20 protein-coding genes are annotated in these 21,363 nt (G+C 56.1%); 18 read left to right on the top strand and 2 right to left on the bottom strand.

All coding sequences use genetic code 11. The features are described 5' to 3' along the window. The 18 genes from GGR28_RS04290 to lptE all read left to right on the top strand — a co-directional run bounded on the left by GGR28_RS04290 (position 1) and on the right by lptE (position 19,182). Positions 1-3,537, top strand: a complete 3,537-nt coding sequence (locus GGR28_RS04290) for a TAT-variant-translocated molybdopterin oxidoreductase (RefSeq protein ID WP_183494465.1) — start codon at positions 1-3, stop codon at positions 3,535-3,537. Between the two features lie 111 nt (positions 3,538-3,648). After that, positions 3,649-5,148 (top strand): NrfD/PsrC family molybdoenzyme membrane anchor subunit, encoded by a 1,500-nt coding sequence (gene nrfD, locus GGR28_RS04285; RefSeq protein ID WP_183494464.1) that lies wholly within the window; start codon positions 3,649-3,651, stop codon positions 5,146-5,148. A gap of 22 nt (positions 5,149-5,170) precedes the next feature. Next, the gene (locus tag GGR28_RS04280; protein ID WP_183494463.1) at positions 5,171-5,770 is read left to right on the top strand and encodes a DUF3341 domain-containing protein; all 600 of its coding nucleotides are present in this window, start codon (positions 5,171-5,173) and stop codon (positions 5,768-5,770) included. Positions 5,771-5,793: 23 nt separating this feature from the next. After that, positions 5,794-6,708: a c-type cytochrome gene (locus tag GGR28_RS04275; protein ID WP_183494462.1), complete on the top strand. Its 915-nt coding sequence runs from the start codon at positions 5,794-5,796 to the stop codon at positions 6,706-6,708. Positions 6,709-6,764: 56 nt separating this feature from the next. Continuing rightward, positions 6,765-8,426 carry a hypothetical protein gene (locus tag GGR28_RS04270; RefSeq protein WP_183494461.1) on the top strand — a complete coding sequence of 554 codons (1,662 nt, stop codon included), beginning with the start codon at positions 6,765-6,767 and terminating at the stop codon, positions 8,424-8,426. 126 nt (positions 8,427-8,552) lie between these two features. After that, positions 8,553-10,073, top strand: a complete 1,521-nt coding sequence (locus GGR28_RS04265; protein ID WP_183494460.1) for an OmpA family protein — start codon at positions 8,553-8,555, stop codon at positions 10,071-10,073. A 33-nt stretch (positions 10,074-10,106) separates the two neighbouring features. Continuing rightward, entirely contained in the window at positions 10,107-11,963 is a 1,857-nt protein-coding gene (locus tag GGR28_RS04260; RefSeq protein ID WP_183494459.1) for a cytochrome c oxidase subunit I, read from the top strand. Positions 11,964-12,056: 93 nt separating this feature from the next. Continuing rightward, entirely contained in the window at positions 12,057-12,965 is a 909-nt protein-coding gene (cyoE, locus tag GGR28_RS04255) for a heme o synthase (RefSeq protein WP_183494458.1), read from the top strand. Next, a complete protein-coding gene (locus tag GGR28_RS04250) occupies positions 12,965-13,564 on the top strand; it encodes a cytochrome c oxidase subunit 3 (protein ID WP_183494457.1) in 600 nt (199 codons plus the stop codon). The genes cyoE and GGR28_RS04250 overlap by 1 nt, the downstream gene beginning before the upstream one ends. Before the next feature lie 31 nt (positions 13,565-13,595). Continuing rightward, on the top strand, positions 13,596-14,603 hold the full coding sequence (locus GGR28_RS04245) for a cytochrome c oxidase subunit 3 (RefSeq protein ID WP_183494456.1): 1,008 nt from the start codon (positions 13,596-13,598) through the stop codon (positions 14,601-14,603). A gap of 65 nt (positions 14,604-14,668) precedes the next feature. Continuing rightward, positions 14,669-15,085 carry a cytochrome C oxidase subunit IV family protein gene (locus GGR28_RS04240; RefSeq protein ID WP_183494455.1) on the top strand — a complete coding sequence of 139 codons (417 nt, stop codon included), beginning with the start codon at positions 14,669-14,671 and terminating at the stop codon, positions 15,083-15,085. A gap of 189 nt (positions 15,086-15,274) precedes the next feature. After that, complete coding sequence (locus tag GGR28_RS04235) at positions 15,275-15,919, top strand: hypothetical protein (RefSeq protein ID WP_183494454.1); 645 nt, start codon at positions 15,275-15,277, stop codon at positions 15,917-15,919. Between the two features lies 1 nt (position 15,920). Beyond that, positions 15,921-16,535, top strand: coding sequence for a DUF420 domain-containing protein (locus tag GGR28_RS04230; RefSeq protein WP_183494453.1), 615 nt, complete (start codon positions 15,921-15,923; stop codon positions 16,533-16,535). 10 nt (positions 16,536-16,545) lie between these two features. Further along, on the top strand, positions 16,546-16,785 hold the full coding sequence (locus tag GGR28_RS04225; protein WP_183494452.1) for a hypothetical protein: 240 nt from the start codon (positions 16,546-16,548) through the stop codon (positions 16,783-16,785). 15 nt (positions 16,786-16,800) lie between these two features. Then, on the top strand, positions 16,801-17,169 hold the full coding sequence (locus GGR28_RS04220; protein ID WP_183494451.1) for a cupin domain-containing protein: 369 nt from the start codon (positions 16,801-16,803) through the stop codon (positions 17,167-17,169). A 24-nt stretch (positions 17,170-17,193) separates the two neighbouring features. After that, positions 17,194-17,742, top strand: a complete 549-nt coding sequence (locus GGR28_RS04215) for an NUDIX domain-containing protein (protein ID WP_183494450.1) — start codon at positions 17,194-17,196, stop codon at positions 17,740-17,742. A 156-nt stretch (positions 17,743-17,898) separates the two neighbouring features. Continuing rightward, positions 17,899-18,591, top strand: coding sequence for a Crp/Fnr family transcriptional regulator (locus tag GGR28_RS04210; RefSeq protein WP_183494449.1), 693 nt, complete (start codon positions 17,899-17,901; stop codon positions 18,589-18,591). A gap of 84 nt (positions 18,592-18,675) precedes the next feature. Continuing rightward, on the top strand, positions 18,676-19,182 hold the full coding sequence (gene lptE, locus GGR28_RS04205; protein WP_183494448.1) for an LPS assembly lipoprotein LptE: 507 nt from the start codon (positions 18,676-18,678) through the stop codon (positions 19,180-19,182). Positions 19,183-19,186: 4 nt separating this feature from the next. Here lptE and GGR28_RS04200 read toward each other — a convergent pair whose 3' ends face one another. Continuing rightward, positions 19,187-20,590, bottom strand: coding sequence for an L-serine ammonia-lyase (locus tag GGR28_RS04200; RefSeq protein WP_183494447.1), 1,404 nt, complete (start codon positions 20,588-20,590; stop codon positions 19,187-19,189). A gap of 44 nt (positions 20,591-20,634) precedes the next feature. Continuing rightward, on the bottom strand, positions 20,635-21,297 hold the full coding sequence (locus GGR28_RS04195; RefSeq protein WP_183494446.1) for a heme exporter protein CcmB: 663 nt from the start codon (positions 21,295-21,297) through the stop codon (positions 20,635-20,637). Positions 21,298-21,363 lie beyond the last annotated feature (66 nt).

Genomic DNA, 21,363 nt, shown 5'->3' with positions numbered 1-21,363 from the left:
ATGAAGAAGCAAGTCAACAACGTCTGGATAGGAACCGATCAGCTCGAAGGCACGCCCGAATACCGGACGGCCACCGACGGCGAGGTTGCCCAGGACCACATCGAAAACCCTAAACTGGAAGCTTCCCGTCGGGACTTCCTGAAGTACCTCGGCTTCGGTATGACCGCCGCCACCATCGCATCCTGTGATATCCCCGTACGTAAGGCCATTCCTTACGTTTCCAAGCCGGATACCATTGTGCCGGGCGTAGCCACCTACTTCGCTTCGACCTTCGTGCAGGGTGGAGACTACGTGCCCGTGCTGGTAAAAACCCGGGAAGGACGTCCCATCAAGATTGAGGGCAACAGCATGAGCCCCATCACGGAGGGCGGCACCAGCGCCCGCGCCCAGGCCAGCGTGCTGACGATGTACGACACCAGTCGCTTCGACGGACCCGCCCGCGTTAGGGGAGGGAAGGTGCAGCGCGCGCGCCGCTACGCAGACAATCCCAGTTGGGAAATCGTTGACGGAGAAATCAGCGATCGCCTGGCCGACTGCCGTGAGATCCGCATCCTCTCCCACACCATCCTCAGCCCATCGCTTAAGACCGCCATCCGCGATTTCAAAAATCGCATGCCCGGCAACACCGTACTCGTACAGTACGACCCCATTTCATCCTCGGCCCTGCTGGATGCGCACGACGCTGCCTTCGGCGTCCGCGCGGTACCCCACTATCGCTTCGACAACGCCAATGTGATCGTCGGAATCAATGCCGACTTCCTCGGCACCTGGATTTCCCCCGTAGAGTACGCCCGGCAGTACGCTACCGGCCGCCGTACGGACGGCAGGCGGATGTCGCGCCACGTGCAAATCGAAAGCCACATGAGCCTTACGGGCTCGAATGCCGACAACCGCATCATGGTGAAGCCCAGTCAGCAGGCGCAGGCCGTACTGGCACTCTACAACGCCATCGTTGGCGGCGGCCCCGCCGCCGGTCTGGATGCCGCCGCTTCGGCCAAAATAGATGTCCTTGCCCGCGAACTTCGCGCCGCCAACGGTGCCGCGCTGGTCGTCAGCGGCAACAACAACTTGTACGAGCAGCAACTCGTCGTTGCGATCAACCAGGCACTGGGCAGCTACGGCAGCACGATCGAGACCAATCGCTGGAGTCTCCAGCGGCAGGGTAGCGACCAGGACATGGCCCGCCTCGCTGGCGAGCTGGAGAACGGCAGCGTCGACGCGCTGATCGTCCTCGACGGCGCCAATCCCGCTTTCGACAACGCCTGGGCCGGACAAATCTCCGCCGCCCTGCGTAAGAACGATCCCGATTTCGGCAAAATGGGTGTAGTTGACGCCGATGAGATCAACGACAAGAGCGAACAGGCCGATGCCAAGGACGAAAACGACGGCCGTGCCGATGAGGCCCTCCGCGGAGGAGATCCGATTGCCGCCGGCTTCCGACGGATGCTGACCATCAGCACGAGCACCGTTCCTACTGAGACCACGCAGCTCTGTGAGTACGTTACACCCACCCACCACTACCTCGAAAGCTGGGGAGATGCCGAAGCCGTTCAGGGCGTATACTCCCTGATTCAGCCTTCCATCGTTCCCATCTTCGCCAGCGTTAACCGCTACGGAACACGGCAGGAGGGAGAGAGTCTGTTGATCTGGTCCGGTGAAACCGAGCGCTACGACGCCACGGCCGAGCAGCCCTACATGGAATACATAAAGCGCAACTGGGAAGAAGGCGCCTTCGGCAGCCAGTCCCGCTTCGCTACCTTCCGGTCCTTCTGGGACAGCGCCCTCCACGACGGTGTGTTCAACAACGACGCTACCGGATACCTCAACGACTTCGGCTTATCCTACCGGGGTACGCCAACTTCCACTGCACCTGCGACCCCGCCCGACGAGACCGCGCCTCCCGCCGACGTCCCGGTTCGCTTCGATGCAAGTGGTGCCAGCCGCCGCATACCCGCGGGTGCCGAGACGGAAAACGAGATCGCCTTCTTCGAGACGGTCAATATGGGCAACGGGGTCTACGGCAATAACCCGTGGCTACTGGAAGTCCCCGATCCCGTGACCCGCACCGTATGGGGCAACTACCTCACCATTCCCGTATCCTGGGAAGGGGGGAACTCCTACACCTCCTACAAGGACCTCAACCCCGAAGAGTACAAGGGCAAGGCCGACCAGGTGACCGTAACCGTAGCCGGTAACGACGCCACGGCGAAGAAGATCACGGTCGTACGTCAGTTCGGCCAGCAACCGGGTACCTTCGGTTTGGCCATCGGCTTCGGCAGAACGGTTACCGGAACCGTCGGCAGTGGCCTCGGAAACGGAGTAGGCGTGAACGTCTATCCCTGGCTGAGTGTCGATGAGGACGGATACGTTCAGTACTACACCACCGATGCCGCCGTAACCGGTAAAGTGGATACCGAAGAGGAATTCGCCAGCGTCCAGTACCACCACACGATGGGGCTGACCACCCAGAACGAGGAGGGAAAAACCTACTACAATAAGCGCACCGGCGAGCGTGAAGTGATCGCCGGCGAGCTGACCGGCGAGCAACTCGAATACCTCGACCCCTTCCACGTCGACGAGGCTACCGTCATGGAGCTGGGCGAGGGAATGCAGGGAGGCCTGACCAAGCGGTCAATCATTTTCCAGGGCACCTTTGACGAACTGCCCCACCTGCGGGAAGAAATCGCCGAGCGCCGTACGGAGGCCCAGCACCTCAACGACCAGACGCTGTATCCCTACGAGGAGTACGCGAAGGACATCTACAGCCAGGGGCATTGGTGGGCCATGCACGTGGACCTGACGGCCTGTATCGGCTGTGCCGCCTGTGAGGTAGCCTGTGTCGCGGAAAACAACGTCCCCATCGTCGGCAAGTACGAGGTATGGCGTCACCACGAAATGAAGTGGCTGCGTATCGATCGCTACTTCTACGGTGACATCGAGAACCCCCGCGCCGTCTATCAGCCAATGATGTGCCAGCACTGCGACAACGCACCCTGCGAGAACGTCTGTCCCGTAAACGCATCGCAGCACAGCGACGAGGGCGCCAACCAGATGATCTACAACCGTTGTATCGGTACCCGTTACTGCGCCAACAACTGCCCCTACAAGGTGCGCCGGTTCAACTGGCTGGACTACACCACCGCCGACCTGTTCAGCAGCAACGAACCCGAAATTAACGAAGAGGAACTGCCCTTCGGTGCCGACAACCTCACCCGGATGGTGCTGAACCCCGACGTGACCGTACGCAGCCGTGGCGTGATCGAGAAGTGTAGCTTCTGCGCCCAGCGCCTGCAGTCCGGCAAGCTTACCGCCAAGATCGAAAAGCGCGCGCTGCGTGATTCGGACGTGCGGACCGCCTGCCAGACCGCCTGTCCTACCGGCGCGATCACCTTCGGTGACCGCAATCACCAGCAGGGCGACGTGAGCCGCAAGCTCGACAACCCCCTCAACTACCTCGTGCTCGAGGAGGTGAACACCCAATCTTCCGTTTTCTATGCCGCCCGGGTCCACAACCCCGTTGAAGCACTGGATGCGTAAGCGAACGAATTATAAAACAAGCCACAGCAAAAAGCAATTTGATTTACACCCTGCGACCGGTCAAGCAATCAGCGCCCCACGCCGCACCGCGTAAATCCTAAAACGTACTTCATGAGTGGACATATAGCACCGGTACGCCAACCGCTGATCACGGGGCATAAGACCTACCACCAGATCACCGAGGACATTTGTCGTCCGACGGAGACGGCACCCTCCCTCTCGTGGGTGATTACCTTTATCATCTCCGTGATCTGCCTGGGCCTCTTTGCCTTCAGCGTTGCCTGGACGATCTGGGTGGGTATCGGATCCTGGAACCTGAACCGCACCGTCAACTGGGGTTGGGACATCACCAACTTCGTGTGGTGGGTCGGTATCGGCCACGCGGGTACGCTGATTTCGGCCATTTTGCTGCTGTTCCGTCAGAAGTGGCGGACGGGCGTTAACCGGGCGGCGGAAGCCATGACGATCTTCGCGGTAATGTGCGCGGGCCAGTTTCCACTCATCCACATGGGGCGCCTGTGGTTGGCCATCTTCATCTTCCCTTACCCCAATACCCGGGGCCCGCTGTGGGTAAACTTCAACAGCCCCCTGCTGTGGGACGTGTTTGCCATCTCCACTTACTTCACGGTATCCCTACTGTTCTGGTACGCCGGTCTGGTTCCCGACCTTGCGACCGTTCGTGACCGGGCGGTTGGTCTGCGGAAGAAGATCTACAGCATCTTCAGTTTCGGCTGGAACGGATCGGCCAAGCACTGGCAGCGGTGGGAGAGCCTTTCGCTCATCCTGGCCGGACTGGCTACGCCGCTCGTACTCTCGGTCCACACCATCGTATCCTTTGACTTCGCCACTTCCGTCATTCCGGGCTGGCACACCACGATTTTCCCTCCGTACTTCGTTGCGGGGGCCATCTTCTCCGGCTTCGCGATGGTGCTTACCCTTATGCTGATTGCGAGGAAGGTGCTGCACCTGGAAGACTACATCACCATCGAGCACATCGAGTCGATGAACAAGGTCATTCTGCTCACCGGATCCATTGTAGGGGTAGCTTACCTCACCGAACTCTTTATCGCCTGGTACTCCGGTTACATTTACGAGCAATTTGCCTTCCTGAACCGCGTACTCGGACCTTACTACTGGAGCTACATCGGAATGATGCTGTGTAACGTGATTTCGCCCCAGATCTTCTGGAGCAAGAAGCTGCGGACCAGCCTGTTCTGGACCTTCTTCATGTCGATCTTCATAAACATTGGCATGTGGTTCGAGCGCTTCGTAATTATTGCCACCACCCTGGCGCGGGATTACCTGCCCTCGAGCTGGAGCTACTACGTCCCGACCTGGGTGGAGATCTGCATCTTCATCGGTACGCTCGGACTGTTCTTTACCCTCTTCCTGATCTTTACCCGCGTCGCTCCCGTCGTCGCGATCGCCGAGATCAAGAGTATTCTCAAGACGGCCGGTGACCAGTACATTGGCCCCAATGCAGTGGCCCACGCCCACGGTCATACCACCAAGGTGGTTCACCAGGGCAAGACCGTTGCTCCGGAAGTGAACGATCTGCAGGCCGGCGGTACCGTCGACATCGACGGCGAGAAGGACAAACCCCTAGACTAGAACCCACAACGCGACCAATATTATGGCTACAATAAGAATTGAACAGGACGGGGCCGCGGGTGCAGTGACCCACAACAAGAGCAAGGCGATCGTGGGAGGGCGTGACATCCTCTTCGGTTTGTACGACGACGAGGTGAAGCTCCTCGACGCGGTGAAGGCGGCTAACGCCGACCACCTCGACATCGATGACGTATATACCCCCTTCCCGGTGCACGGTCTGGATCCACTGCTCGGACTGGAGGAAAGCCGCCTCCACGTGGCCGGATTTATTTTCGGTACCATTGGCTGCCTCTTCGGGTTTGGCTTTATGACGTGGGTGTTCACCCGCGACTGGCCGATCATCTTCGGGGGTAAGCCGTACTGGTCCGTGCCGGCCTTCATTCCCATCACGTTCGAGTTGACGGTACTCTTTGCTGCCGTCGGAATGGTAACCGTTTTCTATATTATCAACGGACTGGGACCCGGAGCGGAGCCCCGGCGCCTGCACGACCGGATCACGGACGACAAGTTCTGCATTGCTTTTGACGTAACCGATCTGAGCAGTGGAGACGTCGATCAACTTCGCGACTACTTCGATCGCACCGGTGTCGAAACCGTTCACCGTAAAATGGTTCCGGCGTAATTCGCCCTACAACTACAATGAGCATGATCAATCTGCGAATCCTGGCCATCTCCCTCGCCTTTGCCGTGATCGTCACGGCCTGCAGCGATGCGGAAGAGAATTTCCCCGGTAGCGAGTATATGCCAGATATGGCACACTCGGTCGCCGTGGAAGCCAATACGTATAACTATTACTACTACAATACCTGGAACGACCGCTCGACCATCCCCCTGGGCGAACTCGTCTATCCTAAGTATACCGTCGCGGGCACGGTGCCCCGTGGGTACGCCGGATCATACACTCCCGGTATGCTTGCCCCCACCAATCTTGACGATGCGGAAAGCATGCGTGGCTCCATTGTTGACGGAGACCACATGAACGCGATGTCAATTCCTACCAACGGCCACGTACCGTATTACTACGAAGACACGCCGGAAGGTCGGGAAGCGGCAATTGCTGACAATCTCGCTAATCCCTTTCCCATCACCGATGCGGGCATGGTTCGCGGAGCCAACCTCTACAACATCTTCTGCGCGATCTGCCACGGTGAGGCCGGTAACGGCTTAGGCTACATCTACGACACCGACCAGAACCCCCAGGCAAAGTATCCGGCCGCTCCGGCGAGTTTTCTGCGCCCCGAGTTTCTGGAAGCCTCGAACCAGCGGTACTACCACGCAATCATGTACGGATATAACGTCATGGGTGCTTACGCCGACAAAATGAACTACGAGGAGCGCTGGCAGGTGATCCACTACATCCGTAGCCTGCAGGCCAAGGAAACCGGTACCGAATACAACGAGCAGGTAAACACCTTTGACCCGGCAGTGGCTACCCCGATGATCGACTTCGATCCGATGGCCCGCCAGGTCAGCGACGACGAAACCGAGCCCGGTAGTCCGATCATAAGTGACGCAGCCCCTACGGGCGGCAGCACTCAGTCTACCCTCCGCAAGAAATAAGCACCCGCAACGCACACCAGGGGAGCGACACTGCCGCCCCAAAATCGAATACTTTCATGGAGAACTTTGTATTCTCTTCCCGCGCAAAGACGACCAACCTAGTACTGATGGGCGTCGGTCTGGTCTGCCTCGTGCTCAGCTACTTCGCCGATGGTGGAGAAGGCCACCACATGCGTTTCTGGACCAATTTCCTCCACAACTCCGTTTTCTTCCTCGGGATTGCCGCCCTGGCTGGATTCGCCCTGGCTGCCTTCACCACCGCCTACGCGGGCTGGTTTGTCCAGTTCAAGCGGGTGTGGGAAAGCTTTGCCGCCTTCCTGCTCCCCGGTTTGTTCCTGATGGGAGTTATCATCGTGGGCATCTGGACACATACCACTCACCTTTACCACTGGAACGACGAGGCCGCCGTATTGGGCGATGCTATTCTGACCCATAAGTCGTCCTTCCTGAACAAGTGGTGGTTCACCTTCGGTACCATCGGGTTTGTCGGATTGTGGTACTTCCTGCTCGGAAAGATGCGCAACATCAGCATTGCGGAGGACAACGATACGGGAGATAAGGACTTTAGCTACTACCGTCGGTACAAAAAGTACGCGGCTATTTTCTTGCCCATCTTCGGCTTTACCAGCGCCGCTATGATCTGGCAGTGGATCATGTCCATCGACAGTCACTGGTACTCTACGATGTTCGCGTGGTACGCAACCGCTTCGCTGTTCGTTGCCATGACCGCCCTGACGATCATGCTGCTCATTTACCTCAAGAGCCGCGGCTATTACCTCGGAGTCAATGAGGAGCACTTCCACGACCTCGGCAAGTACCTGTTCGCCATCTCGATTTTCTGGACCTACCTGTGGTTTAGCCAGTATATGCTTATCTGGTACGCCAACATCGGGGAGGAAACCATCTATTTCCGGGAGCGATTGGATAATTATCCGGTGTTGTTCTGGCTCAATCTGGGCATCAACTTCGCTCTGCCCTTCTTCATCCTAATGCGCAACGATACAAAGCGCAAGATGGGTACCCTGTTTTTCGCTTCCGCCTTCGTCTTCTTCGGACACTGGCTGGACTACTTCAATATGATCAAGCCGGGGGCACGACTGACCCTTGTCGAAATGGCCGCCCACGAAGGTGGGCACGGGGAAGAGGACCACGCTACTATGGATCACGGTGGGGAAACGGACACCCACGCCGGCGAAGCGGCTGCCATTCATGAGGAAGCTGATCCTGAGGAAAAATACGCCGACGCAACCCAGCTCGAACAAGGAACCAACCTACAGCCGGCCGACGCGACCACCGGTTCCGCAATTGAATCTCCCGGTCGGAGAATTACCGCCGCACAACCCGAAGCCGGAGTACCCGTTGCTACCGATTTCCGTGGCGGCCCACCCACGGGCGACGGTACGGAAGGCCCCCGGGAATTCGAGGCCATAATGGACCGCAATGAGGTCGACGTGTTTGAACCCAATCACTTCATTCAGGAAGAGTATGTGGAAGACACGGAAATGATCGGTCATCTTGAGGAAGCAGGTAGCCACCTGGAGGAAGGACATACTCTGGCCTTCAAGTCGGGTTATACCCTTCCCGGACTGCTGGAAATCGGTACGTTTCTGGGCTTCCTAGGTGGCTTTTTGTACTTCGTCATGAGCAGCCTCACCAAGGCCCGCCTCGAGCCAAAACACGATCCTTACCTGGAAGAAAGCATCCACCACCACACCTAGGGTAGTTGCTATCTGGACTTAGTCTAAACAAGATGCTCTTTAGTAACCATATCGGGCAGTAGTCGTTAAATTTGTAACCAAAACAAACCGTTGGGTTTGTAGGAGTTATCAACCTAATTTACAGGAATGACAACCTTAATTGTATTTTTCTGCATCGCCTTACTTCTGCTGATCATCGTGCAGATTGCACGGGTACGTGATCTGGCCAAGCAGTTGCGGGGTAGCGAAGAAGTTGAGGCTACTTCGGTTGCTTCGACCGGCAAGGGCCTGCTGGTCTTTATGGTGCTTTTTTTGGTGATCACCACGGCATCAGCCTATTACTATAAGAACTACATTCTCGGGTTTGGTCCTCAGGAATCCGCATCGGAGCACGGTTCGGCGATTGACTCCATGATGAAGTGGACGCTGGCTATAACCTACATCGCTTTTCTGCTAACCAACTTTGCCCTGTTCTACTACGCATATAAGTTTCGTACCCGCAAAGGACACAAGGCTCTCTACCTCAGCCACAACAATACGGTGGAACTTATCTGGACCGGAATTCCCGCGATTGTCATGACCTTCCTCGTAGTCGGAGGTCTGGATGCCTGGAATACGATCATGGCCGACGTTGGGGACGATGAGCAGTACATGGAAATCGAAGCCACCGGCTATCAGTTTGCCTGGCAGATGCGTTACCCCGGCCCCGACGGCCTCCTGGGTCGCAAGGATTTCCGCCTTATTACGGGTGCCAACCTACTGGGTCTTGACTGGACGGACCCGAAAACCCACGACGACATTCTCGTGAACGATGTCACCCTTCCGGTCGACCAAAAAGTTCGGGTACGGATTACCGCTCGTGACGTACTGCATGACTTTTATCTGCCCCAGTTCCGGGTCAAAATGGATGCGGTCCCCGGTCTGCCGACCTACTTCGTATTCACGCCTACCAAAACCACCAAGGAGTGGCGTAAGCAGCTCTCCGAGTATCCTGAATACCAGATTCCCGATCCCGAAAGCGACGGCGGGCAGCAACTTTGGGAAACCCGCAACTATGAACTGGCCTGTGCCGAGCTGTGTGGCATCGGTCACTGGTCAATGGCCCGCAAGGTTGAAATCCTCGAGCAAGAAGACTTCGACATGTGGTACGGTCAGCAGGAGTCTTTCTACGAAGCCAATATCAAGGGTACCGATGACGATCCCCTCTTTATGGCTGAAGTGAAGGAGCGCCGCAATCAGTTCAACCAACAGATCAACGGGGCACTTGCCACGGAAAGCGACGACGACAACATCATTACGCTAGACTACGTCACCTTCGAGACCGGATCAGCAACCCTGACCGCAGAAAGCAAGTACCAACTCGACGATGCCGTCAAGTTTCTGGAAGGAAATGAGGAGGTGAGCGCGATGCTGCTTGGACACACCGATAACTCCGGTGAGGCGGACAGCAATCAATCCTTAAGCGAGTCTCGTGCTCGCGCCGTGCGGGATTATTTATCGGCTGCCGGTATCGATAACAGCCGTCTCGACAGCCGTGGCTACGGTGCCGATCGTCCCCTCACGACCAACGATACGGAAGAGGGGCGTCAACGCAACCGTCGCACCGAATTTTATATTACTAAGGGTAATCCGTCCGAGCCACAGTTTGCGGACAACTCCTCTAAGTAAGCTATCCAAATAACCTTTTACAATCTAGACTCCATGGCTACAGCAGTATTGACGACGGCCCCGTTACAGAGCGACGAAGCACTGATTGAGGAATTTGGGTACGACGACCACTTTCACGAGCATCACCACGGCGACAAATACCAGTCGAACTTTGTCTCCCACTATATATTTAGCCAGGATCACAAAATGATCTCCAAGCAGTTCCTGATTACGGGAATGATTTGGGCCATCATTGGCGGCGCCATGTCGTTGGTATTCCGGATGCAACTGGGCTTTCCCGAAGAGAGCTTAGCTTGGTTGCAGCCCGTACTGGGTAAGTGGATCTCCATTGGTCCCGACGGCGTTGGCGTCCTGGTACAAGATTTCTACTACGCACTGGTTACCATGCACGGTACCATTCTGGTCTTCTTCGTACTGACGGCCGGACTCTCCGGAACCTTCTCAAACCTGTTGATCCCCTTGATGATCGGCGCAAGGGACATGGCCTCTCCGCTGTTGAACATGCTCAGCTACTGGTTTTTCTTTATCTCCGGTACCATCATGTTCGCCTCCCTTTTCCTCAGCACCGGTCCTTTTGCGGGAGGCTGGGTGGCCTATCCGCCCCTTTCGGCCCTCCCACAGGCGATGGACGGATCGGGCGCAGGTATGACGCTGTGGACCATTTCGCTGGTGCTCTTCGTTGTTTCCGTTCTCCTCGGCGGCATTAATTACATCACCACGGTACTCAACCTTCGCACCAAGGGAATGAGCATGTGGCGTCTGCCGCTTCCCATCTGGGCCTTCTTCGTGACGGCTATTCTCGGTTTGCTTTCCTTCCCGGTACTTACTTCGGCCTTCTTCCTGATGATGCTTGATCGCGGTATCGGTACGAGTTTCTACCTGAGTGATATTTACATCGGTGGTGCGGCGCTCGACCACGTTGGGGGTAGCCCCATCCTCTACCAGCACTTGTTCTGGTTCCTAGGCCACCCCGAGGTATACATCATTATTTTACCGGCCTTCGGTATTGTGTCGGAAGTCCTTTCCGTCAACAGCCGTAAGCCGATCTTCGGATACCAAGCGATGGTGTTTTCGATCCTGGCCATCGCTTTTCTGGCGTTCATCGTCTGGGCCCACCACATGTTCATGTCGGGCATCAACCCCTTCATTGCTAACTTCTTCGTGATCTTTACGCTAATCATTGCGGTTCCCTCCGCGGTTAAGGTGTTCAACTGGATCGCTACCCTTTACGGCGGCAACATTCGGTTCAATCCGGCCAGCCTGTTTGCCATCGGGTTCGTGTCGATGTTCATCTCGGGTGGTCTGACGGGAATCTGGTTGGGTAACTCCGCGCTGGACATCCAACTTCACGATACCTACTTCGTAGTCGCTCACTTCCACATCGTAATGGGTGTTGCTGCCTTCTTCGGCATGTATTCCGGAGTCTATCATTGGTTCCCGAAGCTTTACGGGAGATTTATGAATGAGACCCTGGGTAAGCTGCACTTCTGGGGTACGATGATCGGTGCGTACTGTGTGTTCTGGCCGATGCACTACCTCGGTATGGCGGGTGTCCCCCGACGTTACTACAGCTTCGATAGCTTCCAGACGTTCGGACACTTCGACGGGATGAATAAATTCATCACCATCGCGGCCCTGATCACCTTCGGTTTCCAACTGCTCTTCGTGATCAATTATTTCTGGAGCATCTGGCGTGGACGCAAGCAGATGGTGAAGAACCCGTACCAGGCGAACACCCTCGAATGGACTACACCGATCGAAGCCACCCACGGCAACTGGCCCGGTAAACTGCCCACAGTCCAGCGCTGGGCGTACGACTACAGCAAAGATGGTATCGACTTTATCTCCCAGGTCCAACCGACCATGGAAGGGGAAAGCGTCGAACACTAATCTCCATATTGGGTACGCACTTACCGTACCGTTTGGCGACCCGTAGTTCGTAGGCCAGCCGCCTTGGACTACGGGTTGTCTTTTAACCTCCCCATGAAAGCTAGCAGCAGCACCAGCGTTTATACCTCGGAACTAAGCCGTAAAATCGGTGACCTGGCGGCCCTCGTCAAGTTTCGCCTGTCCGCTACGGTTGTTCTTTCTTCCGTGCTGACTTACCTCGTTGCACTAGGTGCCGGCGGAGTAAGCTGGTGGGCGATTGCGGTGCTTACGTCCGGCGGATTTTTGACCACTGCCGCCGCCAACATCTTAAACGAAGTTCTGGAAAAGGACTACGACAGTCAGATGGAACGGACCCGCCGGCGGCCACTTGCCGAAGGGCGAATGACGACCAGCGATGCCCTGTTGATGGCGGGATTCTCCAGTATCGGCGGTATTTCGCTCCTCGCCCTGTTTAACCCCTGGACTGCCTTCCTCGGAATGGTGTCCCTGATCAGTTACGCCTTCGTGTATACTCCGTTGAAGCGGGTAGGACCGGTAGCCGTCCTCGTTGGGGCAATCCCGGGTGCACTACCTGCGCTAATTGGTTGCGCTGCCGCCGAGGGTTCGATCACGGCCCTGGGTATAACCCTGTTCACCATACAGTTCTTTTGGCAACTGCCCCATTTTTACGCCATCGGTTTTCTGGGTTTTGCGGATTACCGCAAGGCCGGGTTCCGTTTGGTACCGGAAATAGACGGTGGGGTAGATGCGCGGCAACTCGGTCGGGACGCTATCGTGGCTTCCCTGATCCTGATTCCCCTGGGCATACTGCCCTACTACCTGGGTGCTACTTCACTGGGGGCCGCACTGGTGGTCAGTGCGCTCGGACTTCTTTTCTTTCGTTTCGCGCTGCGCTTCCTACGGCAACCGGAACGGTCTACCGCGTTGCGGATGATGTTTTTTTCCTTCGCCTACCTTCCCCTTGTCTTCACGATCTACTGGGCGGGTAAAATGCTGATGTGATGAGTGCGGTAAATACAACGATCAATAAACGAATGGAAGCGGCCACTCGCCGCAATAAGGTCCACCCCCTGAAGATGGTCCTTTACATCGGTTTGGCGAGCCTGGTCATGATGTTCATTGCCCTCACGAGCGCCTATATTGTGCGTCGGGCCGCGGGCAACTGGTTGGAGTTTTCGATTCCCGGCATTTTCTATGTCAACACTTTGGTCATCATCGCCAGTAGTATAACTTTGCACTTCGCTTACCGAGCCTTCAAACGGGAGGCCGCAGTAGCGTACAAGAGCCTGCTTACGGTTAGTTTCGTCCTGGGAATCGCCTTCCTGGTTATGCAATACCTGGGCTGGGAAGAACTTGCCGCCCAGGGAGTGCCTTTGAAAATTAATCCGGCCGGTGATTTCGTCTACGCGATCAGCTGGCTTCACGCGCTCCACGTAGTCGGGGGCATTGCCGCCCTGGCCGTCGCCCTGGTTTTTGCCTACGCAATCAGACTAAGGAAGACACCCGCCCGGCAGCTGCGCCTGGAATTGACGATCACCTACTGGCACTTTGTGGACGTTCTCTGGATCTACTTAATTATATTTCTCAGCCTGCAACGCTAGATCTTTTACCTTGAATGCTAATCATCACGACATGACCGAAGAAAGAGATACGGACATCATCATTGCCGAGGATAAGAAGCCCGAACTCAACAGCGACTGGGCCGGTGGTGACCGCAAGCCCTTCCGTACTTCCTACGGGAAGCTGATGATGTGGTACTTCCTGCTTTCCGATGCGTTTACCTTTGCCGGTTTTCTGATCGCCTACGGTGCCCTGCGGTTCAGCAGCCCCAGTTGGCCCGTACCCGATCGGGTCTTTGCTACGGCGCCCTTCGGGATCAATGAATGGTTCCCCAACGACCAGGCACCGCTCATCTTCGTGACGTTCATGTCCTTCCTCCTGATCGTTAGTTCCGGTACCATGGTGCGTGCCGTCCAGGAGGGCGCCCGTGAAAACAAGCGGGGGGTAGTGTTCTGGATGCTGCTCACCGTCCTCGGTGGTGCGGGCTTTCTCGGTTGTCAGGCTTGGGAGTGGAACAACCTGATCGCTAAGGAGAACATGACGGTGACCACTAATCCCTTCGGCACGTATACCGAAAACGGTTATTACCTCGATCCCGAAACCGGAGAGGTTACCGACGAAGAAGTGGTAGAGGGTGAAACTTACCTCCTCCACCTTGCGGGAGCATCCCACGGTGAAGCCGAAGAACACGAGGGTGAACACAGCTTCGAATACTCCGCGGAACCCGGTGATTACCCCGGTTACGTGGTAGATGGTTTGCTACCCGATGGATCGGTGGACCAGTCCGCCAAGCGGTTTATCCACCGTAAGTACGTAATAGAGGAGAATGGCGAACAGTACGTTCGGGTGCAGGAGTTTGGTCCCACCGCCTTCGGCGCGCTCTTCTTCGGAATCACGGGCTTTCACGGTTTCCACGTAGCTACCGGTGTTATCTTTCTACTGATCATCCTGATCAACGCCGGCAGCGGGGTGTATGTCGCCCGGATGAATGGCTACGAAATGGTAGAGAAGATTGGCCTGTACTGGCACTTTGTAGACCTTGTGTGGGTCTTCGTCTTCCTGGTATTTTACCTCCTCTAGTACACCTTAGCTTACCCCACGATAAACCACCTTGGCATCCGCCAATGAATAACAACTAATCAACAATGGCCCAACATCTTACCTACGAAGAATCGGTACGCGGCGTTTGGAAAGGACTTGGACTTCTGGCAGCGGTCACGGTGATCGAAGTAGTTCTTTCCCTCCTGAAGGCGGCGGAGTTCGCTGAGAACATCCGCATCCTCATCTACGTGGCTTCGCTGCTCATCATTGCCCTCTCGCTGTACAAAGCTTACTTCATCATCTACGAGTTCATGCACATGGGCTATGAGGTGAAGGGATTGGCAATGTCCGTGCTACTTCCCACCTTCCTGCTACTGTGGGCCCTTATCGCATTCTTTAACGAGGGCGACGCCTGGCGTAAAGAGCGTGAGAAAATCCAGTATAAGAACGAACTCACCGTTCCCTCCGGTGAGGATGTGGGTATGAACGAGGAGACAGTGGTCATTCCCTTCCTGGGTTAACACCTACTGGAGACCGTACAGGTCAGCAGTTGACTGCGGTGCATTCCACCACTGTAAAAGTCCGGGTGAGGTAAACTCTCCGGACTTTTGCTATTCCACGCTCACCCGCCATCAGCCCATCGTCATATTAGACGCAGTGGTGATCCAGCACGCCAAGCCCGTGTTACCCTAGTACAATCCCCCATTCGAATGGCCAAGCCGAAGCAAATACTGAACCTTAGCGTGATCTTGTTGATCCTGGTAGGCTTCCCGCTCGTCTCCTTTATTTACCTGCGCGACGGAGCCAACTACCGCCGCGACGCCATTCGTACCATGGGAGATTATGGCCAGATGCCCGACCTAAGGGGGTTAACCGCGGTCAGTGGTGAACTGCCTCCCGATCTGCGGGGTGCCATGACGGTTGTCGGTTGGCTCGATCCTACCAAGGAAGCGGGCACCAGGATTTACGGCCACATGCTGGATAGCCTGTTCCAGCAATTTAAGGATAGCCCTAACCTATACTTCACTACTGTGCTGCTTGCGCAAGATCCTGAAGAAACCGTTGCGGCATTTTCCGCGAAGTATAACCTGCCCGAAGACCCGATGATAAGCTTTTTGAGGGTGGACGAGACGGAATTCGCCCGTACCGCCGAAGCGTTCAAGCTGCCGTTGGGGGAGTACGATTCTCCCGGCATCCAACCCATCGTTGCATTGGTGGACAGTTCCCTCACTATCGTACAGCACTATGACCTTGCCCGGCGCGATGAAACCATCGGTCTAGTCCAACTTATATCTCTCATCATACCCCTTCCCGCGAAGCAGGACATCATCCTCGATCGCGGCAAAGAACTATAGTATGGCTTCCGACCAATCAACGCCACCGAAGGTCCACCCGGAAATCCAGACCTTCCCGGACAAGGAGAAAATTTTGAAAACGGCCACCTACGTTTTCTCCGCGGTTGTCCTTATTCTGGTATTCGTCATGCGCGAAGTGAATCTGCCCATTGACTGGGACGTCAGCTTCCTGCCCGGAGTAAACGCACTGCTCAATGCCATCACGGCGATTGCCCTGTTGTTTTCTCTGTACTATGTCAAAGTAGGCCAATTCGTGCGTCACCGCAACGCTAATGCCGTAGCACTGGGCCTATCCGTGATATTTTTGCTGTGCTACGTGGCCTACCACTTTACTACCCCCGAGGTGCTGTTTGGCGATGCCGATCGGGACGGTGTACTCACCGAAGTGGAGCGAGCCGCGGTGAGCGGTACCCGGCCCTGGTACTTGGTTATTCTCATTAGCCACATCACGCTGGCCGGCATCCTTTTGCCCTTCATTTTGTTAACAACAGTGAGAGCGATAACGGGCAATTGGATACTGCACCGGAAGATGGCCCGGTGGGTTTGGCCCCTGTGGTTTTATGTGGCAGTTACCGGCCCGGTCGTTTACTTGATGCTTAGTGCCTACTATCCTTAACTTTAATGCTATGAAAAAGGTCCTGATCCTCTGCCTTATAATGACTCTGCTACTAGTTGGCGGCGGCGACCTCCTGGCCCAGTGTCCGATGTGTCGTGCCACCGCGGAAAGTAACCTGGCCAACGGAGGCACCGAAGGTCAGGGACTTAATCAGGGCATCCTCTACTTGCTCGGCATGCCCTATGTACTGGTTGGAACATTGGCGTTTATATGGTGGCGCAACCGTCGCAAGGAAGAGGACATCGTTTAAATACCATTCCCGACCGTGTCAGTCACCAACCTCGATTATAAGTTCTCCCTGTTTACGGATCACTGGTCTCCCAAGGTAATTGCCGAACTTAACGGACAGGCCGTAAAGCTTGCAAAAGTGCAGGGCGAATTCGTCTGGCACGACCATGCCGGTGAGGACGAATTATTTCTGATCCACCGGGGCACGCTGTTCATTGATTTCGAAGACCGCCCTACGGTCACCCTCAATCCCGGAGACCTATACGTCGTACCCCGGGGTGTTAAACACCGTCCCCGCACTGCGGATGGTCAGGAAGCCTGGATCGTGCTGCTCGAACCCATCGCAACTAAACACACGGGGGAAGTAGACCACCCGCTTACGGTACGGACGTACGATCACCTATAGCGTTGCTTCCGCTACATTTGCGCGATGAAAGCCGAAGAGAACCCCTGGACGACAAAAACCACCGCCGTAGCGTACGAGAACCCCTGGATACGGGTGGAACACCATGAGGTGGTGAATCCGGGTGGAAACGATGGGATCTACGGACTCGTCAAGTACAAAAACCATGCGATTGGAATCGTGCCGGTGGACGATGAGGGCAATACTTTTTTGGTAGGTCAGTATCGCTACGCCCTCGGCACCTACAGCTGGGAAATTCCGGAAGGCGGCTGTCCGGTCGGCACCGATACCCTCGAAACCGCTAAACGTGAACTCCGGGAGGAAACCGGGCTGGTCGCCCAGGAGTGGACCCGCATCATGGAGTTTCACCTCAGCAACTCCGTAACCGACGAGTGGGGGGTGGCTTACCTGGCCCGCGGATTGAGCCAACGGGAAGCGGAGCCCGAGGACACCGAGCAACTAAAGTTGCGCAAATTGCCCCTGTCGGAAGCGATCGCCATGACGCTCGACGGCCACATAAAGGATGCCCTGAGCATCCTGGCCCTACAGCGGATTGCTTTAATGGGGGAGGAATAGGGCAATCCGGCCGACGAAAGAAATTTTCAAAAGAATATCCTTTTACCGTAGGGGGAGACGGCAGGATCGGTGTCTTGGAAATAGACGGACATCGACAATAGTCGGCGGGCGTCATTTCTGACCGAATGGTCTTTGTCCTAACCTCAATGTTTTCGCATGGATTCTGCAAATAAAATCAACCTACTGAACAACTTCGATCTATTTGACGCCCTCTCCACCGAGGAGAAGCGCCGACTGAGCGAGACGATGGAGTTTAAAAAGAAGCCTCGCTATTCCGTGATTTACCAGCCCGGAGAAGTAAGCGAGCACATCTACCTGCTCGAGAAAGGTCCCATCAAGATCAGTACCCACAGCAACGAAGGCAAGGAGGTCATCAAACAGCTTATTCATCCCGAAGCCATTTTCGGTGAGTTGAGCCTGGTAGGAGAGACGGTCCGTACCGAAACCGCCCAGTCGCTGAAGGAAGAAGTACACTACTACACGATCCGGGTTGTCGATTTTCAACGCATCCTTTTCGGTAATCCTACCCTCAGCCGTCAGGTACTCAACCTCTTCGGTAAGCGCATGATCGCCGCGGAAAACAAACTGGAAGACCTGATCTTCAAGGATGCCCGCAGCCGTATCGTTGGATTTTTGCACCAGGTGGTGACCGAGCGCGGCCGCCGCGTTGGCTACGAAATGTTGCTCAAGCACAGCCTTACCCACCAGGATATTGCCAACATTACCTGTACGAGCCGCCAGACCGTTACCCTCGTCCTGAACGACCTCAGAAAGGAAAACTTAATCTACTTTAATCGCGGCCGCATTTTGGTTCGCGACATGGACGAGCTGCTTGCAAGTGCCGCTTAGATCCCGTTTAACAAACATTATGATCCCAAAAGTTTTGATCCCTTCCGGCAGCAACGTCGGGAGGGATTTTTTCGTTTAAGCTCCATGCGTTACTTACTGCTCCTGTTGCTTTCCGCCCTGCTCACTTCGTGCTATTCTTTCCGGGGCATATCCATCCCCGAGGGCGTCGAGCGCGCCTACGTCCCCAACTTTAAGAACAACGCCCTTACCGCGCCGCCGACCCTCTTTCTCGATCTGACGGAGGCGTTGCGTGATAAAGTGCGCGACGAAGCCCGACTGGTGATCACCGACGAAGATCCCGATATCGAAATTAAGGGCACGCTAGTGGATTTTCGCGTTACTTCGGAAGGGGCCAGTCCGGCCGGTGAGGTAGGTGCTTTCGCCAAGGACAGCCGCCTGACGATCGTGGTTGCCATCGAGTACAACAACCTGCGCGACCCCAAGGCGGAAAACTGGAAGAGCAATTTCTCGGAGTTCTACGAATTCGACGGCGCAGAAAGCCTCACCAGTGTCCAGGATGACGCGCTGGAGTACCTACTGGAGCAGATCAACGAAAAAATTTTCAACCGTGCGTTCGCCGGAGAATGGTAACCGACTAGCACTCCGGCAGGGCTACCGAAACGTTTACTGCCAACCCACCTTCCGCCGTCTCCTTAAACTTGGTGTGCATATACTGGGCGGTTTCCCACATGGTAGCCACCACAGCGTCGAAGTGAACGACGGCATTACTGGCGTTTCCAGCCATGGCAAGGTTGGCCGCGGTGATGGCCTTCATGGCTCCCATAGCGTTTCTTTCGATGCAGGGTATCTGAACCAGTCCGCCAACTGGGTCGCAGGTAAGTCCGAGGTGGTGCTCCATGGCAATCTCCGCAGCCTGCAGTACCTGCTTCGTGCTGCCCCCGAGAACCTCCGTAAGCCCCGCTGCAGCCATGGCCGAGCTTACCCCGACTTCCGCCTGGCACCCACCGACCGCCGCGGAAATAGTGGCCCCCTGCTTGAAGAGTGCACCAATCTGACCGCTGCTGAGAAAGAACCGGAGCAGGTCATCTTCCCCGAAGTTTCCGAATAGGTAGTGATAAAGCAGTACCGCCGGAATGACCCCCGAAGCGCCGTTGGTCGGGGAAGTCACCACCCGACCCAGTGCCGCATTTTCCTCATTGACGGCAAGGGCAAAGCAGCTGATCCACTGGTTGACGGTAGAGAAATCGCGTGGACTGCGCCGAATCGCATCCAGCCAGGCCTTTCGGTCCGGGTGGGTCTTGCCGGCGAGTAGTTTGCGACTGAGGCCGGCGGCACGGCGCTTTACGTTGAGGCCGCCCGGTAGCACGCCGTCCGTATGGCAGCCCCGGTAGACGCAGTTCAGCATCACCTGGAACAAGCGCTCCACCCGTTGGTGAATTTCCTCGCTGGTAAAGATGCACCGTTCGTTTTCGTACAGCAGACGGGTGATAGACTTACCCGATTTGGCCGAAAGGTCGATCATCTTTCTTCCCGACGATACGTCGTGAATAAAGTTGTGCGACTCGGTGGCCGCCGCCGTTTCCCCCTCCCGCTCGATGAAGCCACCGCCGAGGGAGAAGTACGTTGATACGCGGATATCGCCTTCCTCCGTCAGGGCGGTGAAGATCAGGGTATTGGGGTGACCGGGGTGGGTGGTGGGTTGAAATACGATGTCCTGACGGAAGGAAAAGGGTACGCTGTGACCGTTGACGGTTAGGGTATTGGATGCCTTCACCGTTTCCAGGATCAGGGGGATGCGCGCGGTATCGATCGTTACCGGATCATAGCTCTGCATACCTAAAACGACCGCGATGTCCGTTCCGTGTCCGATACCGGTTTTGGACAAACTGCCGAACAATTGGACCCCGATACTTTGCACCCGCGTCCCCGCCAAACTTCCGACGAAGTCCAGAGCGGCACGCCAGGGCCCGAGGGTGTGGGAAGAGGAGGGTCCGACCCCAATTTTGTAAATATCGAATACGCTTAGTCTGTCTAACATGGTGGTTTGGGTAAGGGCTAAGAAGTAACACTGCGGCAGGCCAACTAGTCGCGCCACACAAAGGGAAACAGCACGACGGCCACCGCTACGGCGAGCAAATCAACCGCCAGGGTCAGGTACACCGCCTGGAACGGATCATTGATGCCCTCGCCGATCCCGTACGTGCCGGCATCGACCATCAGCTTGAGCAGCGGCACGATCAGGGGAAAAGAAAGAATGGCCATCAGGGTACCATTGCCCCCCGCACGTGCCGCCAGTGCACTAATGAACGTGAGAATGGTGGCCAGCCCGAACCCGCCGAAAACCACCGCCAGCAGGAAGGGTAGGGGATGGGTCACCACCACCGCGGAGGCGAACAGCGACAACAGGCCGAAGGTGAGCAGGCTAATGAGCCAAATGACGAGGACGTTGTAGAAGAGCTTGCTGAAGAGCAGGGCCAGCGGATCGGCCAGGGTGTAATAGTAAAGGTGGCGCCGACCTCCCTCCCGCAAAAAACTGCGACCGGCGGCTACCGTGGCTCCGAAAAAAAGAACGACCCAGTACAGGGCATTGAACGTTTGTCCCGCGATGGCGTCTCCGAGTGCCAGGTACACAATGACAACGGTGGCTACGACGTATAGAAATACACTTCCCAGCGCGTACTTGTCGCGCCACTCGAGTTTGACTTCCCAACGTAGGAGTTCATAGATTTGCCGGACGGTAGACATTGTGGGGGCAAAGATAGCTCGGCCGTTGGCGATCTTTGCTCCGTCCCTGCCGCATACCCTTAAAAT

Source organism: Neolewinella aquimaris (genome assembly GCF_014197245.1).
Lineage (GTDB): Bacteria > Bacteroidota > Bacteroidia > Chitinophagales > Saprospiraceae > Neolewinella > Neolewinella aquimaris.
Note: the sequence above shows the minus strand (reverse complement) of the source record. Positions and strands in the feature narration are given on the sequence as shown.

Coding starts and splice junctions, on each gene's coding strand:
- GGR28_RS04290 (WP_183494465.1), top strand. CDS start 1: ATGAAGAAGCAAGTCAACAACGTCTGGATAGGAACCGATCAGCTCGAA.
- nrfD (WP_183494464.1), top strand. CDS start 3,649: ATGAGTGGACATATAGCACCGGTACGCCAACCGCTGATCACGGGGCAT.
- GGR28_RS04280 (WP_183494463.1), top strand. CDS start 5,171: ATGGCTACAATAAGAATTGAACAGGACGGGGCCGCGGGTGCAGTGACC.
- GGR28_RS04275 (WP_183494462.1), top strand. CDS start 5,794: ATGATCAATCTGCGAATCCTGGCCATCTCCCTCGCCTTTGCCGTGATC.
- GGR28_RS04270 (WP_183494461.1), top strand. CDS start 6,765: ATGGAGAACTTTGTATTCTCTTCCCGCGCAAAGACGACCAACCTAGTA.
- GGR28_RS04265 (WP_183494460.1), top strand. CDS start 8,553: ATGACAACCTTAATTGTATTTTTCTGCATCGCCTTACTTCTGCTGATC.
- GGR28_RS04260 (WP_183494459.1), top strand. CDS start 10,107: ATGGCTACAGCAGTATTGACGACGGCCCCGTTACAGAGCGACGAAGCA.
- cyoE (WP_183494458.1), top strand. CDS start 12,057: ATGAAAGCTAGCAGCAGCACCAGCGTTTATACCTCGGAACTAAGCCGT.
- GGR28_RS04250 (WP_183494457.1), top strand. CDS start 12,965: ATGAGTGCGGTAAATACAACGATCAATAAACGAATGGAAGCGGCCACT.
- GGR28_RS04245 (WP_183494456.1), top strand. CDS start 13,596: ATGACCGAAGAAAGAGATACGGACATCATCATTGCCGAGGATAAGAAG.
- GGR28_RS04240 (WP_183494455.1), top strand. CDS start 14,669: ATGGCCCAACATCTTACCTACGAAGAATCGGTACGCGGCGTTTGGAAA.
- GGR28_RS04235 (WP_183494454.1), top strand. CDS start 15,275: ATGGCCAAGCCGAAGCAAATACTGAACCTTAGCGTGATCTTGTTGATC.
- GGR28_RS04230 (WP_183494453.1), top strand. CDS start 15,921: ATGGCTTCCGACCAATCAACGCCACCGAAGGTCCACCCGGAAATCCAG.
- GGR28_RS04225 (WP_183494452.1), top strand. CDS start 16,546: ATGAAAAAGGTCCTGATCCTCTGCCTTATAATGACTCTGCTACTAGTT.
- GGR28_RS04215 (WP_183494450.1), top strand. CDS start 17,194: ATGAAAGCCGAAGAGAACCCCTGGACGACAAAAACCACCGCCGTAGCG.
- GGR28_RS04210 (WP_183494449.1), top strand. CDS start 17,899: ATGGATTCTGCAAATAAAATCAACCTACTGAACAACTTCGATCTATTT.
- lptE (WP_183494448.1), top strand. CDS start 18,676: ATGCGTTACTTACTGCTCCTGTTGCTTTCCGCCCTGCTCACTTCGTGC.
- GGR28_RS04200 (WP_183494447.1), bottom strand. CDS start 20,590: ATGTTAGACAGACTAAGCGTATTCGATATTTACAAAATTGGGGTCGGA.
- GGR28_RS04195 (WP_183494446.1), bottom strand. CDS start 21,297: ATGTCTACCGTCCGGCAAATCTATGAACTCCTACGTTGGGAAGTCAAA.